At 70.0% G+C, this 15,395-nt stretch carries 14 protein-coding genes; 7 read left to right on the forward strand and 7 right to left on the reverse strand.

Annotated elements, in window-relative coordinates; genetic code table 11:
* Positions 1-81 precede the first annotated feature (81 nt).
* From NDAS_RS02600 to NDAS_RS28810, 3 genes are all read left to right on the forward strand, one after another.
* The gene (locus NDAS_RS02600; protein ID WP_126625042.1) at positions 82-336 is read left to right on the forward strand and encodes a hypothetical protein; all 255 of its coding nucleotides are present in this window, start codon (positions 82-84) and stop codon (positions 334-336) included.
* 220 nt (positions 337-556) lie between these two features.
* A complete protein-coding gene (locus NDAS_RS02605; RefSeq protein ID WP_013151569.1) occupies positions 557-901 on the forward strand; it encodes a hypothetical protein in 345 nt (114 codons plus the stop codon).
* A 56-nt stretch (positions 902-957) separates the two neighbouring features.
* The gene (locus tag NDAS_RS28810; RefSeq protein ID WP_156095246.1) at positions 958-1,107 is read left to right on the forward strand and encodes a hypothetical protein; all 150 of its coding nucleotides are present in this window, start codon (positions 958-960) and stop codon (positions 1,105-1,107) included.
* A gap of 229 nt (positions 1,108-1,336) precedes the next feature.
* Here NDAS_RS28810 and NDAS_RS27735 read toward each other — a convergent pair whose 3' ends face one another.
* Both NDAS_RS27735 and fabG read right to left on the reverse strand, forming a co-directional pair.
* Positions 1,337-1,603, reverse strand: a complete 267-nt coding sequence (locus NDAS_RS27735; RefSeq protein ID WP_013151570.1) for a GntR family transcriptional regulator — start codon at positions 1,601-1,603, stop codon at positions 1,337-1,339.
* A gap of 1,315 nt (positions 1,604-2,918) precedes the next feature.
* Positions 2,919-3,674 (reverse strand): 3-oxoacyl-ACP reductase FabG, encoded by a 756-nt coding sequence (fabG, locus tag NDAS_RS02615; RefSeq protein ID WP_013151572.1) that lies wholly within the window; start codon positions 3,672-3,674, stop codon positions 2,919-2,921.
* A gap of 323 nt (positions 3,675-3,997) precedes the next feature.
* Here fabG and NDAS_RS02620 point away from each other — a divergent pair, with 323 nt between their 5' ends.
* Together NDAS_RS02620 and NDAS_RS02625 are read left to right on the forward strand one after the other, a co-directional pair.
* Positions 3,998-4,495, forward strand: a complete 498-nt coding sequence (locus NDAS_RS02620; RefSeq protein ID WP_013151573.1) for an ATP-binding protein — start codon at positions 3,998-4,000, stop codon at positions 4,493-4,495.
* A gap of 248 nt (positions 4,496-4,743) precedes the next feature.
* Positions 4,744-5,592, forward strand: coding sequence for a helix-turn-helix domain-containing protein (locus tag NDAS_RS02625; RefSeq protein ID WP_036552062.1), 849 nt, complete (start codon positions 4,744-4,746; stop codon positions 5,590-5,592).
* A 220-nt stretch (positions 5,593-5,812) separates the two neighbouring features.
* On the opposite strand, the gene NDAS_RS02630 is transcribed toward NDAS_RS02625, so the two are convergent.
* From NDAS_RS02630 to NDAS_RS02650, 5 genes are all read right to left on the reverse strand, one after another.
* Complete coding sequence (locus NDAS_RS02630; protein WP_013151575.1) at positions 5,813-6,046, reverse strand: DUF397 domain-containing protein; 234 nt, start codon at positions 6,044-6,046, stop codon at positions 5,813-5,815.
* A gap of 408 nt (positions 6,047-6,454) precedes the next feature.
* On the reverse strand, positions 6,455-7,522 hold the full coding sequence (locus NDAS_RS02635; RefSeq protein ID WP_041552259.1) for a metal ABC transporter substrate-binding protein: 1,068 nt from the start codon (positions 7,520-7,522) through the stop codon (positions 6,455-6,457).
* Positions 7,523-7,734: 212 nt separating this feature from the next.
* The gene (locus NDAS_RS02640; protein WP_013151577.1) at positions 7,735-8,406 is read right to left on the reverse strand and encodes a potassium channel family protein; all 672 of its coding nucleotides are present in this window, start codon (positions 8,404-8,406) and stop codon (positions 7,735-7,737) included.
* Between the two features lie 28 nt (positions 8,407-8,434).
* On the reverse strand, positions 8,435-9,877 hold the full coding sequence (locus NDAS_RS02645; protein WP_041552261.1) for a TrkH family potassium uptake protein: 1,443 nt from the start codon (positions 9,875-9,877) through the stop codon (positions 8,435-8,437).
* Between the two features lie 241 nt (positions 9,878-10,118).
* Positions 10,119-11,039 (reverse strand): cation diffusion facilitator family transporter, encoded by a 921-nt coding sequence (locus NDAS_RS02650; RefSeq protein WP_013151579.1) that lies wholly within the window; start codon positions 11,037-11,039, stop codon positions 10,119-10,121.
* Between the two features lie 117 nt (positions 11,040-11,156).
* On the opposite strand from NDAS_RS02650, the gene cmtR reads away from it, so the two are divergent.
* Both cmtR and NDAS_RS02660 read left to right on the forward strand, forming a co-directional pair.
* The gene (gene cmtR / locus NDAS_RS02655) at positions 11,157-11,486 is read left to right on the forward strand and encodes a Cd(II)/Pb(II)-sensing metalloregulatory transcriptional regulator CmtR (protein WP_019606728.1); all 330 of its coding nucleotides are present in this window, start codon (positions 11,157-11,159) and stop codon (positions 11,484-11,486) included.
* 657 nt (positions 11,487-12,143) lie between these two features.
* Positions 12,144-15,347, forward strand: coding sequence for an efflux RND transporter permease subunit (locus NDAS_RS02660; RefSeq protein ID WP_013151581.1), 3,204 nt, complete (start codon positions 12,144-12,146; stop codon positions 15,345-15,347).
* Positions 15,348-15,395: the final 48 nt, after the last annotated feature.

The following is a 15,395-nucleotide window of genomic DNA, read 5'->3' on the forward strand; positions in this document are numbered from 1 at the left end:
GACACAGGCATTCAGAAGTGAGTCCCGCGCGGAAGGCCCCCTATGTCGTGCTCGTTCACCCCACTTGACCAGAGAACCGGCGTGGAAAGCCCACTGTCGGACCTCGTGGACTTCCTCCGTACGACGCACGGCGTCCAGGCGGAGGCCGGACCGCTCCCGGGATACGTCACGGCCTCGTCCGGGGACCGCTCCGTGACCGTGATCCTCGTGGGCCGCCAGTGGTTCCGCCAAATCCCGGCGGAGCGCGGGAACACGCTCGTCCCGCTGCACTGGCACGGCATGGAATGGTCCGTGGCCCGCACGGTGGCGGAGACGTTGGCGGAGGACGAGACATGACCGCCTGGACGTGTCCCGCGTGCGCGCACACGGAGACGAGCGGCCACAAGGCACACACGGCGTGTCCCAAGGGCAATCCACAGGACGACAGCGCGGACGTCCCCGCTGTGTTCCACGAGGCGGAGGCGACGCGGCCCCGGACGCCGGAGCCGTCCAGGCTTCCCCAACGGGACCGCCGGGTCCACCGCTGGCCGCTATCAATCAGACAGGAAAGGACGTCATGACGGCATACGACCCGGCGGAGGACGAGGTCCCCGACCCGACACGGGACCCGGAAGGGTTCGCGGATTACCTCTTTGACGCGGTGTCGGGGAACCTCCGGGAGCGGCCCGACGCGGGGGCTTGGGCCGCTCCGCCGTCCCGCGCGACCAAGGCACAGCTCCGGGCCGCGCTTGCGACAGCGGACGAGGATTACAAGGCACTCCGCCGGAACCTCGTGGAGACGGACGCGGCTTTCGACCAACTCCATGAGTGGCTTATGGCGGGTCGGCCGCTTCCGGACCCGTGGCGCAAGCACTTCCGCCCCGTGGACGACGTCCAGGACGAGGACGAGCCGGACGCGTAGCCGCACGGCTTCCGGCGGGACCTCCGCCGGGATACCCACACACGGAAGGACGACCTGTGGCCACTGAAGAAGAAAAAGCCGCCGCTTTGGCCGCCATAGCCGCCGCCATGGAGAAGAAGGGCCAGGAACGGACAGGACCAGTTCGCGGCGCGGACGGCGGCAAGGAGAAGACACAGCCGCAAAAGGGAGACCCCCGCCGCGACTAGAGACCTCCGCGCACGCGTCGGGATGCCCTCGTGTGCGCGGACGCCGGTCCCGCTGCACTTCCCCGTAGCGGGCCCGGCACCAACAAGCCACGCGGGTCTAGGTTCGTGGCTGTCCTAGACCCTTCCAGGGGCCCGGAGAGAGAACGGGCCCCACGCGCTCCGCCGTCCGCTTCCGGCGGAGCGCACACGGCCCCGGGAACGCTGACACGGGCGCGTTTCCGGGGCCGCTTTACGTATGGACCGGCCACGCTCCCTTGCCGTTGGACACGCGGACCCGTCCGTGTTCTGCGAGCACGGAGACCGCCCGTTGCGCAGTCCCCCGCGAAACGCCGTATGCGGTTTGCAGCTTCGCCACAGATGGAAGCGGAGTGTCCTCCGGGAAGTCTCCACGGTCGATCCTGGCCGCAAGGATGGCCGCAAGTTGCACGTACTTCGGTTCCGGGCCCTCCTTGATACGGCTGTTCGGTCCGTACCCGTCAGGAAGCGGTGTGGTCATGTGCCCAATGGTGTCACGGTGGGTAGCTCTGAACTCTGTAGACAGGTCTGAACGGTTGCGGTAGCGTCACGGGTGCCGAAACGGCAGAGCCCCGGCGGGTGCTGGTAACACCCCCGGGGCCATGGTCAACGCTTACAGGAGCGTCAACATGCACACCCTACTTTCCGTGCTCGCAACCCTCGTTCGGTTGCTCCGCCCGGCCCGGGGACTCCACGCGGGCCCCGGTGACTTCCTCCGCGAACTCCAGGCGGAGGCGCGGGCCCGACGCGCGAACCGCGTCCGCCGTTACGCGGCCGACCCTGTTCCCGCTCGTCCGGCCGGACCGGGTTACGTGTATCCGTCTCCGTGCGGAGCGGCCCCCCTGGAAGCGGGCCGGACGTCCCGCGTTCCGGCCCCGCGTCGTTCTCTGGACAAGGTCCTGTCCGTGGCGCTCCGCCCGGCCCCGACGGACTACGTCCCCGTGGTGGACCCGGAAGGCGTCCAGCCTCCGGCCGCGATGGTGCGCGGGTACTACTGCGCACACGAGGCAAGCCAGGACGCGACGCGCGCGACCCGCATGGCGAAGGTGACCGCGTGAGCACCCCCGTATTCATTCCCTGCTCTGTAGACGCATGCGTCAACCGTGCGCACCACGCGGATATTCACCGTGACGCCGATGGCAACGCCGTAGGGCCGTGTGCCGCACGCCGCCCCGGTTGGGAACACGGTCCGGCTATCGGACGCCGTCGTCTGCCGTGTGTGCTTCCACCGGGACACACGGGTCCGCACGCCAACGCGCTTAACGACCCGTGGAACGAGGACAGCATGCCGGAGCATGCACGCGGGACCGCGCGTGACGTGGGCACGCGCAATCGTGCGTACGAGGGCCCCGGCGTTGATGCCCTCGTCCGCGAACTCTCCACCGTTCTGGCCAACCCTGGACATCCGGCACATGCGCCCGTCCGGCTCCGGCAGTGTGACCGGTTGTTCGGTGAACTGGACGCACACATGCGCCGAGGCGGCCCCGCTCCCGTGTCATGGCGTGTGGCTCCCGGGGCCTTGCCCGCGTGGGTGTGTGTCGCTGCGTGTTACGGCGCTCTGTCGGAAACTCTCAGAGAACGTGTCGGAGTGACGGCCGCGCGGAGGGTCCTCGTGGACGCCGCGCGCTGGTGGGAATCCCTGGACGAGGCCCTCCGGAGCGGCGGGCCGTTGCCAGAGCCGTGGAAGCGGGACGTGTAGCCGTTCACGCGAGCACCAACGCCCGGAGGGCCCCGCCAGCGTCACAAGCGGGGCCCTCCGTTTTGCGTTCACGGGTCGCGTAGGTTAGTACTTAGTGCTACAGCGGCCCGCCGGCGACGTAGAGGACCTGGCCCGACACGAACCCGGCCTCCTCACCGGTGAGGAAGGCGACGGCGTTGGCGATGTCCTCGGGCACGCCCACCCGGCGCACCGGGATCTCGGCCTCCTTGAAGGCCTTCATGTCCTCGTACTTGACGCCGATGCGCTCCGCGGTCGCCCTGGTCATGGCGGTCTCGATGAAGCCGGGCGCGACCGCGTTGCAGGTCACGCCGAACTTGCCCAGCTCGATCGCCAGGGTCTTGGTGAACCCCTGGAGTCCGGCCTTGGCCGCCGAGTAGTTGGCCTGGCCCCGGTTCCCCAGCGCGGAGGAGCTGGACAGGTTGACGATCCGGCCCCAACCGCCCGCGGTCATGTGGGCCTGGGCGGCCCTGCTCATCAGGAACGAGCCCCGCAGGTGCACGTTCATCACGGTGTCCCAGTCCTCCACGGACATCTTGAACAGCAGGTTGTCGCGCAGGACGCCCGCGTTGTTCACCAGGATCGCGGGCGGGCCCAGGCGCTCGGCCACGGTGTCGACGGCGGCGGTCACCTGGTCGGGATCGGACACGTCGCAGCCCACGGCCAGGGCGGTGCCGCCCGCGGCCGTGACGCGGTCGACGACCTCCCGGGCGTCGGACTCCCTCAGGTCCAGCACGGCGACGGACCGGCCCTCGCGCGCCAGGCGCTCAGCGACGGCGGCACCGATCCCACGGGCCGCACCGGTCACGATGGCCACACGGGGCGTTGGTGACATGGGATTACCTCCAAGAGTTCGCGTGGTGGGCGCGAGGAGATCCTATCCACATGCCAACCGGTCGGTAGGTGGACGGGGTGCGCTCGGGACGGGGCCGCCCGCGGGTGGGGAGGTCCGCGGCGACCCGCCTCACGGGTCGGACGAAGTCGTCTCCCCGTTTGCCTGCACATCGTCGGGGCTTGGCCTACGATTGCCTGCAAGACGAAGATGCACGTGCATTCGAGTCGTGCAGCGGCACGCGCCCGACCTGCACGCGGACACGGTCCGTCCCCGGCCGTGTCACCGACGCCCACACAGCGGTGCGTCAGGGAGGAGTGGAAGGCATGGAGTGCGCTGAGGCGGTGGCCGACCCGGCCGGTGGCTGGTGGCTCAGGGTCCTGACGCACGGTTCCCGCCGCTGGAACACCCCCGTCTGCGGAGACCGGCACGACGCCGTCACGTGGAGCTTCGAGCCGCGCCCCCACTCGGTGGGGGCCGCGCGCGAGATTTCCGAGGCGCTTCTCCACGAATGGGAGATGCACTACTTGTCCAGCGATGTCGCGGTGGTCGTTTCGGAATTGGTCACCAATGCGCTCCGGCATGGTGGCCCTCTGCCCTTGACAGGGCAGAGCGAGGGCGGTATTCAGCTCTCGCTCATGCGCAGCGGCAGTGAATTCATCTGTGCGGTTCGCGACGGTGGGGACCGGCTGCCGGAGAGAAGGGAAACCGATCTCGACCTGGAGGGCGGCCGGGGGCTTGCCCTGGTGAGCGCTTTCGCGCGAGAGTGGGGCGTGATTCCCACGCCGCCCGGTGGAAAGTTCGTTTGGGCGCAATTCGTGTGAGTGCCGGGGTTCCCGCCGGGCGCCGCGCCGGATCACTCCCGGCGGCGGGCCCTCCCCGGAGGTGCTGGGGGATCCGCCAGCGAGGCGAAGGCACCACTGCTCTATCGTTCTATCGTGTACCTGTAGTGTCTTGTCCGCACGGCAAAGGTGTCCCTTCACACGGATACCCTTGTGCGAGGAATGAGGGAGAGGCGGCGAACGTGGATATCGCTCGATTGCGCCAGGGGAGCGGCCCCACTGTGCGCCGCATGCTGATCGGGCACGAGCTGCGCCAGCTTCGCGAAGCGCGTGGTATCAGCCGAGAGGACGCCGGGAACAAGATTCGGGCATCGGCGTCGAAGATCAGCCGTATGGAACTCGGCCGGGTCGGTTTCAAGCTGCGCGATATCGAGGACCTCCTCAAGATGTACGGGGTCTCCGACCGCAAGAGGATCAAGGAAATCCTCGAAGTCGCGCGCGAATCCAACAAGCCCGGTTGGTGGAAGGAGTACGGGGAGTCACTGCACAAGTGGTTCATCCGCTACGTCGGCTTCGAGGAGGCCGCCGACCACATCCGCATCTACGAGTCCCAGTTCGTCCCGGGGCTGCTCCAGACCGAGGAGTACGCGCGGGCGGTCATCTCCGGCGGAGTGGAGACCGACGAGGTCACCGAGCAGCGCGTCGACGCCAGACTCAAGAGACAGCGGCGCCTGCGCACCGACACGAGCATGCGCATGTGGGTGATCCTCGACGAGGCGGCGGTCCGCAGGCCCATCGGCGGGCCGGAGGCCGGGCGCGAGATCATGCGCGGTCAGCTGGAGTGGCTCATCCAGCTCAGCAAGGAGTACGACAACATCACCCTCCAGATCGTCCCCTTCGCGGTGGGCGCGCACGCGGCCGAGGCGGGATCGTTCACACTCTTGCGCTACTCGGAGTTCGAGCTCGCGGACATGGTCTACCTGGAGCAGCTCACCGACGGCGAGATCATCGACCGCAGGCCGGTGGTGGAGGCCTACACCAAGGCCATGACCCGGCTCAGCGTCGCCGCGGCCACGCCGGACGAGACGCTGGAACTGCTGGAGCAGATGCTGGAGGACCTGGACAAGGAAGTCGGCTGAGCAACGGCGTGGGACGGGAGGAGGGGATCCCGAACACGCTCCCAGGGATACGAGAGGCTCGCCGAGGCGGGCCTTTCCGGGTTTCGGGGCAGGTGCGCGCGGGCCGGCGGCCGGCGGCCGCGGACCGGTCGGGGCGCGGTGACCGGGGAAGGGGTCACCGCCGAGCGGTAACCCCTCCTGTATGTCTCGGGGCGGAACGCGCCCGATGGGACGAAAGGTCCTAGCTGAGCAGGTTGTCGAAGTCCCCGTCCTTGGCGCCCAGAATGAGGCAGTCGATCTCCTCCTGGGTGTAGACCAGCGCCGGTCCGGACGGGAACCGCGAATTGCGTACGGCGATGGAACCGTCGCCGAGGCGGGCCATCTCGACGCAGGCGCCCTGGGAGTTGCTGCGCCGGGCCTTCTGCCAGGCCGCCTCGGTGAGCTGGGTCGCGGGGATGCCGTTGTGTGCGGTCATGCTGCTCCTTTTTCCGTCGAGGGGAACGTCCGTGCTTATGCACCGCCAAATGCACGTGCATTGGCACCGACATGTTCACAAGCATAGCGTGACCCCCGCCACTTGTCCGAGGGTTTGGTGGTATGTAAGCGCCATGTAACCCATGGCCTTCCCACGTGTCGTTCCCATGTATCCCGGGGGCTGTTTCGGCCGGGAGGTAAAGGTGCGTGAGAACACGCGGCTTTCTCCGACCGGGGAACAGGGTGCGAGAACACGCGGACACGCCGGACCGCGGGTGCGCGGGGGCGCGAAAGCGGAGACCCCGCCCGCCGGGAGAGCGGTGCGGGAGGGCGCGGGCACGCGTCGGCCCCGTCGGCCGGGGCGGGAGCCCGGGGCCGACGGGGCCGGTGCGGTGGGACGCGGTGAGGGTCAGGAGCAGGACAGCGCGGTGCTCAGCGCCTCCAGGTTGCCCCGCATGATCGACGGGTAGTCGTCGCCGGGGGAGTCCTCGGTGACACCCTCCAGCGGGTCGAGCACCTCCACCTGTGCGCCGGTCTCGGCGGCGATGGTCTCGGCGGTCGCCGCGGGCATCAGCGGCTCGGTGAAGATCGTCTCGATGCCGCGCTCGTTGACGACGTCGGTGATGGCCGCGATCTGCGAGGGGGAGGGCTCGGTCTCGGGGTCCACCCCGCTGACCCCGATCTGCTCCAGGCCGTAGGCCTCGGTCAGGTAGGTGAAGGCGGTGTGCCCCACGACCACCTCGTCGTGCTCGCAGGAGGACAGCCCCTCCTCGTACTCCTGGCCGATCGCCTCCAGTTCGGCGGTCACCGCCTCCACGCCCTGCGCGTAGCCGTCGGCGCCCTCGGGGTTGACCTCGGCCATCCGGTCGCCGAGCGCCTGGGCGGTCTGGGCCATCAGGTCCACGTCCAGCCAGAAGTGGGGGTCGTACTCGCCGTGGTCGTGCTCCTCCTCGGCGGCGGCCTCCTCCTCCGCGTGCGCCTCGTCCTCGGCGTGGTCGTGGCCCTCCTCGCCGTGGCCGTGCTCCTCCTCGCCGTGGCCGTGCTCCTCCTCGGCGTGCTCGTCACCTTCCGCGTGGTCGTGGCCGCCCTCTCCCGCCGGGTGCAGCTCCACGACGTCGGCGACGTTGAACGCGCTCTCGGAGGCCTCCTGCGCGACCGCCTCGTCCACGGCGGGCTGGAGGCCCTCCACGTAGAAGGCGATGTCGGACTCGCTGACCTCGGCGACCTGTCGGCCCGTCAGCTCCAGGTCGTGGGGCTCGGTGCCGGGCTCGGTGAGCTGGACGACCGCCACCCGGTCGCCGCCGATCTGCTCGGCCAGCCACTCCAGGGGGTAGACGCCGGTGACCACGGTCAGGTCCGCGTCGGCGGGTGAGACACCCGAGTCGTCCGCCCCCTCGCCGCCGCTTCCGCAGGCGGTGATCGTCAGAAGTGTGGCGGCGCCGAGGGCGGCGGCCCGCACGGTTGTCCCAGTTCGCATGGGTCAATTGTCGGAAGAATGAAAACGGTTGTCAATTTGTCTCTTTGGATCGGAACGCTCACGCGTCCCGGAACCGCCGCCCGCGGGCGCGCGGAGCGGGCGGCCGGACGCGGGACCGGAGGCGCCGCGCGGCTCCCCGCCGCCCTCCCCGTCCGACCGGTTTCCACCGCCCCGCAGCGGTTGCGGACCCTCCCGCCGCCGTGCGGCCCGGCTCAGGTGGACTCGGAGAAGCGCTCCACGTCGTCGGTGCGTCCTGCGACCACGATCACGTCGCCCTTGTTCAACACCGTCTCCTGGGTGGCGTAGGTGAACTCCTCGCCCATCCGCTTCACCGACACCACCGTGATCCCGTAGTGCTGGCGGACCCGCGTCTCGCGCAGCGTCTTGCCGATGAGCTCCTTGGGCGCCTTGGTCTTGCCCAGCGAGAAGCCCTCCTCCAGCTCCACGTAGTCGAGCATCCTGCCCGACAGCAGGTGCGCCACCCGCTCGCCCATGTCGTGCTCGGGCAGCACCACGTGGGTGGCGCCGACCTGTTCCAGGATGCGGCCGTGGCGGCGGCTCGTCGCCTTCGCCCAGATGTTGGACACGCCCATGTCCACCAGCAGGGAGGTGGCCAGGATGCTCTCCTCCAGGTGGGTGCCGATGGCCACCACCGCGCTGTGGAACTGGCCCGCGCCCACCTGGCGCAGCGCCTCCTCGTCGGTGGCGTCGGCGATCACCGTGTGCGTGAGCGCGTCGGCGAAGGACTGCACCAGCCGCGGGCTGGAGTCCACGCCCAGGACCTCCCACCCCCGGCTGACCAGCTCCAGGCCGAGCGAACTGCCGAACCGGCCCAGTCCGATGACCAGGACCCGCTTGTCGGTGAGTCTCCTGTGCTGCTGCACGGTGTCCCTTCCTTCCCTCGGCGTGCCCTCAGCCGATGATCGGCCGGGCCTCGGCGAGATCGTAGCGCCGGCGGTGGTCCCGGAAGGCCAGCGCCGTCACGAAGGTGATGGGGCCGATCCGGCCCGCCACCATCAGCAGGGCCAGCAGGAACTGGGCCCACGGCGCCAGGTCCGCGGTGATGCCGGTGGACAGGCCCACCACTCCCACGGCCGACACCACCTCGAACATCACCGGGAGAAGCTCGAAGGGGGTGGTGCGCACCAGCAGCACGGTGGTGAAGGCCACCACCGTCGCGGACAGGAACACCAGGCTCAACGACTGCCGGATCACCTCGGGCGACAGCTGGCGCCCGTAGACGTGCACCTTGTCGTTGCCGCGGACCTCGGCCGCCACCACGAGGAAGATCACCGCCAGGGTGGCCACCTTGATGCCCCCGGACGTTCCGGCGCTGCCGTTGCCGACGAACATCAGCATGATCGTCACCAGCAGTGTGGCGTCCTCCATCTCCCCGGTGTCGACGGAGTTGAGGCCGCCGCTGCGGGGCATCACGCCGTGGAAGAAGCCGTCGACGAGCTTGGCCCACCAGTGCATCTGCCCGAGGGTCTGGGGGTTGTGCCACTCCATCACCGTGACCAGCAGCGCCCCGGCCGCGAAGAGGATCGCGGTGGTGGTGACGGTGAGTTTGGTGTGCAGGCTCCACAGGCGCGGGGTGCGCAGCTCGCGCCGCAGCTCCAGCAGGACGGGGAAGCCGATGCCGCCGAGGATCACCGCGAGGGCGATCGGCACCAGGACGAACGCGTCGCCGGAGAACCGCATCATGCTGTCCCCGTACAGGGAGAGCCCGGCGTTGTTGAAGGCCGAGATCGAGTGGAAGAAGCCCGAGTAGGCGGCCTCCCCGAGCGGCATGTCGTAACCCAGCCACATCCTGGGGGTGATCAGCAGGAACGTCAGGCCCTGGCAGATGAGGAAGATCAGGGCCACCCGGCTGACCAGACCGCGCACGTCGCCCACCCACAGGCTCCGGGTCTCGGTCTGCACGGTGAGCTGCATGCGCAGCCCGAATCGGCGGATCATCGCCGTGCCCAGCAGGGAGGCCAGGGTCATGATGCCCATGCCGCCCACCTGCATGAGCGCCAGGACCACCCCCTGGCCGAAGGTGTTGAGGTCGTTGCCGATGCTGACCACGCTCAGCCCGCACACCGAGAGCGCCGAGGTCGCGGTGAAGAAGGCCTCGACGAACCCCAGCCCCCGGTGGTCGGGCGTGGTCAGCGGGGTCATCAGCAGCGCCGTGCCCAGCAGGTCCACGATCACGTAGGCCATGAGGAACACACGCGCGGGCTGGCGCCACGTGCTGGCCTCACGGGTGGCGCTCAGTTCCCGGCGCAGTTTGTACGACAGCCTCGCCGCCCTGAGCGGCAGGAGCGAGCCGCGCAGCCTGCGCAGCCCCACTCTCAGCCGGTTCTCGCTCATCGCCGACCGCGGGTCGGGAAGGGTGCCACGGTGTCTCCTTAGACGTTCCTGGGCGCGGGGAGGTGTGCCGGAGGGTCGCGATCATGGCACGCCGACGGCCCGTCCAGCATCGTAACCGCGCGGGGGTGTGCTGGTGGCGCCCGCGGCGGTCTCCACCAGCGGGGACGCGGTCCTGCGAACGGGCCCGCGGCGGCGCCCCGGCGCGGCCCGGCCGCGGTGCCCGGGTGCGCCGCGCCCCAGGTCAGGCGTGGCGTGCACCCTCGTGGTCGGCGTGGCCGGGCGGCTCCAGCTGCAAGGTGGAGTGCTCGACGTCGAAGTGACCGGTCAGGCACGCGTGGAGTTCGTCCAGCATGCGGCCGCTGTCGCGCAGGTGCTCCTCGGCGACCACCACGTGCGCCGACATCACGGGCACCCCGGAGGTGATGGTCCAGGCGTGCAGGTCGTGGACGTCCAGGACGGCGGGGTGCCCGAGCAGGTGGTCGCGGACCTCGCTCAGGTCCATGCCCTGCGGTGTGGCCTCCAGGAGGATGTGCACGGCCTCGCGCAGCAGCGCCCACGCGCGGGGCACGATGATCGCCGCGATGCCCAGTGAGACGAGGGTGTCCACCCGGTCCCATCCGGTCAGCCAGACGACGACGCCGCCCGCGATCACCCCGACCGAGGCCAGGGCGTCGCTCAGGACCTCCAGGTAGGCGCCCTTGACGTTGAGGCTCTCGCGGGCGCCCGAGCGCAGGACGAGCAGCGCGCCGATGTTCATGACCAGGCCGAAGGCGGCCACGGCGATCATGCCCGGCCCGGACACGTCGGCGGGCTCCCGGAGCCGTTCGACCGCCTCCACCACGATGAACCCGCACAGGACGAACAGCACCAGCGCGTTGACGGCGGCGGCGAGGATCTCCGCGCGCTGGTAGCCGAAGGTGCGCCTGCTGGTGGCGGGCCGGGCCGCGATCCACACGGCCACCAGGGCCAGCGCCACCCCGAAGGAGTCGGTGACGGTGTGCCCGGCGTCGGCGAGCAGGGCCAGGCTGTCGCTGAGCGCGGCGCCGACCACCTGGACCACGGCGACGGCGAGCATCATCCCCAGGACCACCGCCAGCCGCCTGCTGTTGGCGGCCCCGGCGGTGACGCCGTGCCCGTGCCCGTGGTCGTGTCCCAGGCCCATCAGCCCTCCCGTCGCGACGTCCTCTCCCGGGGCCGCCGTCCGCGGCACCCATGGTTCAGCCTCCACTGTTTATACAGCCTGTGCTGTCTATACAGCAAGCCATGTACAATGGTTTTCATGTTGACCTCCGAGCAGCGCCTGTCCGCCATCCAGCGGCTCGGACGCGCCCTGTCCGACCCCACCCGCTGCCGCCTCCTGCTGGCGCTCCTCGACGGTCCCCACTACCCCGCCGGACTCGCCGACCAACTGGGGCTCACCCGCCAGAACGTCTCCAACCACCTCGCCTGTCTCCGCGACTGCGGCCTGGTGAGCACCTCCGCGCGCGGGCGCCAGGTCAGCTACGCGCTCGTGGACGACTCCCTGGCCCACGCCCTGGAGGACCTCCTGCGCGTGGTGTGGGGGACCGCCCAGCCGCACGAGGCCCCCGGGGAGCCCCGGTCCGCCTGAGCGCCGCCGCCGCGGGGGCGCCGGCGGTGACCGGCCCGGCGCGCGGGCTTCCCGCCGTCGCGGGCCGGGCGCCCGGCTCCCCGCCGCGCCCGCCTCGTCACCCCCGGTGTCTCCGCGTTCCGCGTGTCCGGGTCCGTTTTCCGGTTGGCCGGAAGTTGCCACCGTGATGTCCGTTACAGGGCGCGCCCCCTGTGCGGCCACAGGAAGCCGCATTTCATCCCATCCGACTCCGACTTACGGATGAGGACACCTACTTTGGTCAGAAACGGACCCTGACAGAAGGCTGACGCTTCCCTGAGACTTCCCTGAATCGTGCGGGGGAAGCCCCAAGTCCCGATATAACGCGACGTATGGTGAGTAGTGCGCCCGGCAGGTGCACGAGGCCCGGGAGAGGCGGCCGACACGGCCGTCCCGCACCCGGCAGCCAGACACCGGCACCCCTGTCACCACACCTTCGATCCCGGTCCCAGCACCGGCGGACGACCGTGTGCTGCCCCGGCGCGTACACGCGCTCGACGACCCACACATCACGGCCCGCCCCGTGTCCGCAGTGAACTAGGAGCGAGAACCTCTCATGTCCAGATCGGCCGCAAGGGCCCGCGCCGCGGGTCTCCCCCGGACGGGGACCGCTGCCACCAGCGTGGAAGGGACCCAGGTATGAACCGCGCCGCGGTCATGTCGCTCGGCAACCGGGCACTGGTCCTGCTCATCACCCTGGCAGTCCTCTTCTTCGGAGTCCTCGCAGCGGCGTCGGCCAAACGCGAGCTCTTCCCCGACATGTCCCTGCCGATGGTGATGGTCTCCGGCACCTACCAGGGGGCCGCCCCCCAGGTGGTGGAGAGCCAGGTCACCGAGCCGCTGGAACAGGCCGTCCAGAGCGTCCCGGGCGTCACCACGGTCACCTCGACCTCCAGCACCGGCTCCTCCCAGGTCACGGTCGAGTTCGACTACGGCCAGGACCAGGACGACCTCGTCCGCCAGACCCAGATCGCCGTCGACCAGGTCGCGGGTATGCTCCCCGAGGGCGTCGACACCAGCGTCATGTCCTTCAGCACGGACATGATGCCGGTCGTGATGCTCGCGGCGGGCGCCGGGGACGGCGACGACCAGGCCATGGTCGACCCGCTGGAGACCCACCTCATCCCCGAGCTGGAGTCCGTCGAGGGCGTGCGCTCGGCGACGATCACCGGCGCGGTGGAGTCCGACGTGGTCGTCACGCCGGACGAGGACGAACTCGCCGCCAACGGCCTGTCCCCGCAGAGCCTCGTGGACGCCCTGCAGTCCAGCGGCCTGCTCCAGCCGGGCGGGGACGTCGAGTCCGACGGCCGCAGCCTGAGCGTGACCACCGGTGACCAGTTCACCTCGATCGAGCAGGTCGAGGAGGTCTGGCTCCAGCCCGCCGCCGCGGGCGCGGACATGTCCGCCGCGGCGCCCGGCGCGCCCCCGGCCGCTCCTGCCGACCCGGTCCGGCTCTCCGAGGTCGCCGACGTCGAACTCGTCCAGGACGAGGCCGCCAGTCTGGCGCGCGTCAACGGCGACCCGAGTATCGGCGTCATGGTCATGAAGACCCCCGACGGCAACACCGTCGAGGTCTCCGAGGGAGTCCAGGCGGTCCTGGACGAGCAGGCCGACGTCCTGGGCGAGGACATCGACATCAGCGTGGTCTTCGACCAGGCCCCCTACATCAACGAGTCCATCATCGCGATGCTCGAAGAGGGCGGCATGGGCCTGCTCGCCGCCGTGATCGTCATCCTGGTCTTCCTGTTCTCGATCCGCTCCACCCTGGTGATCGCGGTGTCGATCCCGGTCTCGGTGCTGATCGGGTTCCTGGGCATGCAGGCGTTCGACTTCTCGCTGAACATGCTCACCCTCGCCGCCATCACCATCTCCATCGGACGCGTGGTGGACGACTCCATCGTGGTCCTGGAGAACATCCGCAGGCACCTGGACTACGGCAAGGAGCGGATGGCCGCGGTCAAGCAGGGCGTGCGCGAGGTCGCCGCCGCCGTGGTCTCCTCCACGCTCGCGACCATCGCCGTGTTCCTGCCGCTGGCCTTCGTCGGCGGCCAGGTCGGCGAGCTGTTCCTGCCGTTCGCGGTCACCGCCAGCCTGGCCCTGGCCGCCTCCCTGATCGTCTCCATCACCCTCATCCCGGTGCTGTGCTACTGGTTCATGCGCCCCAAGGAGATCGGGGACGCCACCCAGGAGGAGATCGAGCGCGAGGAGTACGAGCGGGAGATGCGCAGCCCGCTCCAGCGTGCCTACCTGCCGATCATCCGCTGGATCACCACCAAGCGCAGGACCGCCACGATCACCACGCTCCTCGCCAGCGTCGCGATCTTCGTCGGCACGGTCTTCATGGCCGGCGGCATCGAGACCGACTGGATGGGCCAGTCCGAGGAGAACACCTACCAGGTCGTCCAGGAGCTGCCCCCGGGCACGTCCCTGGAGGTCGCCGACGAGGAGGCGGCCAAGGTCGAGGACCTCCTCGCCGGCTACGCCTGGGTGGAGTCCTACCAGACCAACGTCGGCGGCGGCGGTATGGCCGCCATGTTTGGCGGCGGCGGTGCTGCCCAGGTGGACTACAGCATCACCGCGGACCCCGACACCGACCAGGCCCGCAACCGCGAGGTGCTGCGCACGGCCCTGGAGGACCTGGACACCGAGTACGAGCCGCGCCTGAGCGCCATGGCCGCCATGGGCGGTTCGGGCATCGAGGTGCGGGTCAGCGCCGACGACCAGGACACCCTGGTCGAGGCGGCCGGGATGGTCGAGGAGGAGCTGCGCGGCATCGACGGCGCCGACGACGTCGCCAACAGCATCTCCGAGTCCCAGCCCGCCCTGGAGGTCCGCGTCGACGGCGAGGAGGCCGCCGAGCGGGGCATGACCGAGGCCATGATCGGCCAGCAGGTCACCGCCGCCTTCAACGGACAGAACGTCGGAAGCGTCACCCTCGACGACACGCGCCGCGACATGGTGGTCCGCGTCGACGAGGCGCCCCAGACCGTGGCCGAGCTGGAGGACCTGCCCGTCACGGGCCCGAGCGGCCAGGCGGTCCCGCTGTCCGACGTCGCCGAGGTGGCGGAGGTGCAGCAGCCGCCGGAGCTCACACGGATCGACGGCATCACCAGCGCCACCGTGTCGGCGAGCGCCACCGGTTCCGACCTGGGCGCGGTCAGCGCCGAGATCACGCAGGCCCTGGACACCATGGACCTGCCCGAGGGCGCCACCGCGACCCTGGGCGGCGTCAGCCAGGACCAGAGCGAGGGCTTCGCGCAGCTGATGCTGGCGATGGTCGCCGCGATCGTCATCTGCTACCTGATCATGGTGGCGACCTTCAAGAGCCTGCTCCAGCCGCTGATGCTCCTGATCTCGGTGCCGTTCGCGATCACCGGTTCGCTGGGGCTGCTGCTGGTCACCGGCACCCCGCTGGGTGTGGCGGGCATGGTCGGCATGCTGATGCTCATCGGTGTGGTGATCACCAACGCCATCGTCCTGATGGACCTGATCAACCAGAACCAGAACAACGGGATGCCGCTCAGGGAGGCGATCGTGGAGGGTGCCCGGCACCGTCTGCGGCCCATCCTGATGACGGCGCTCGCGACCGTCGCGGCGCTGACCCCGATGGCCCTGGGCATCACCGGCGGCGGGGCGTTCATCTCCGCGCCGCTGGCGATCGTGGTGATCGGCGGTCTGCTGTCCTCCACCGTGCTCACGCTGATCCTGGTCCCCGTCCTCTACCAGTTGGTGGAGTGGGGCAGGCAGCGCGGCGCGGCCCGCAGGCAGGCGCGCCGCGAGCTGCGCAGGGAGCGTAAGGCCGCGGTCGCCGGGACCGAGCGCACCAAGGAGCCGGTCGGCTGATCCCAGGCCGTTCCCGGTTCGGGGGCGCTCCGCGCACGGCGCGGGGCG

This window comes from Nocardiopsis dassonvillei subsp. dassonvillei DSM 43111, from assembly GCF_000092985.1.
In the GTDB taxonomy this organism is placed as follows: Bacteria; Actinomycetota; Actinomycetes; order Streptosporangiales; family Streptosporangiaceae; genus Nocardiopsis; species Nocardiopsis dassonvillei.

Excerpts from the sequence above, each read along its gene's own strand:
- NDAS_RS02645 (WP_041552261.1), bottom strand. The coding sequence starts at position 9,877 with ATGAGCGAGAACCGGCTGAGAGTGGGGCTGCGCAGGCTGCGCGGCTCG.
- cmtR (WP_019606728.1), top strand. The coding sequence starts at position 11,157 with ATGTTGACCTCCGAGCAGCGCCTGTCCGCCATCCAGCGGCTCGGACGC.
- NDAS_RS02660 (WP_013151581.1), top strand. The coding sequence starts at position 12,144 with ATGAACCGCGCCGCGGTCATGTCGCTCGGCAACCGGGCACTGGTCCTG.
- NDAS_RS02620 (WP_013151573.1), top strand. The coding sequence starts at position 3,998 with ATGGAGTGCGCTGAGGCGGTGGCCGACCCGGCCGGTGGCTGGTGGCTC.
- NDAS_RS27735 (WP_013151570.1), bottom strand. The coding sequence starts at position 1,603 with ATGACCACACCGCTTCCTGACGGGTACGGACCGAACAGCCGTATCAAG.
- fabG (WP_013151572.1), bottom strand. The coding sequence starts at position 3,674 with ATGTCACCAACGCCCCGTGTGGCCATCGTGACCGGTGCGGCCCGTGGG.
- NDAS_RS02605 (WP_013151569.1), top strand. The coding sequence starts at position 557 with ATGACGGCATACGACCCGGCGGAGGACGAGGTCCCCGACCCGACACGG.
- NDAS_RS02625 (WP_036552062.1), top strand. The coding sequence starts at position 4,744 with ATGCTGATCGGGCACGAGCTGCGCCAGCTTCGCGAAGCGCGTGGTATC.
- NDAS_RS02650 (WP_013151579.1), bottom strand. The coding sequence starts at position 11,039 with ATGGGCCTGGGACACGACCACGGGCACGGGCACGGCGTCACCGCCGGG.
- NDAS_RS02635 (WP_041552259.1), bottom strand. The coding sequence starts at position 7,522 with ATGCGAACTGGGACAACCGTGCGGGCCGCCGCCCTCGGCGCCGCCACA.
- NDAS_RS02630 (WP_013151575.1), bottom strand. The coding sequence starts at position 6,046 with ATGACCGCACACAACGGCATCCCCGCGACCCAGCTCACCGAGGCGGCC.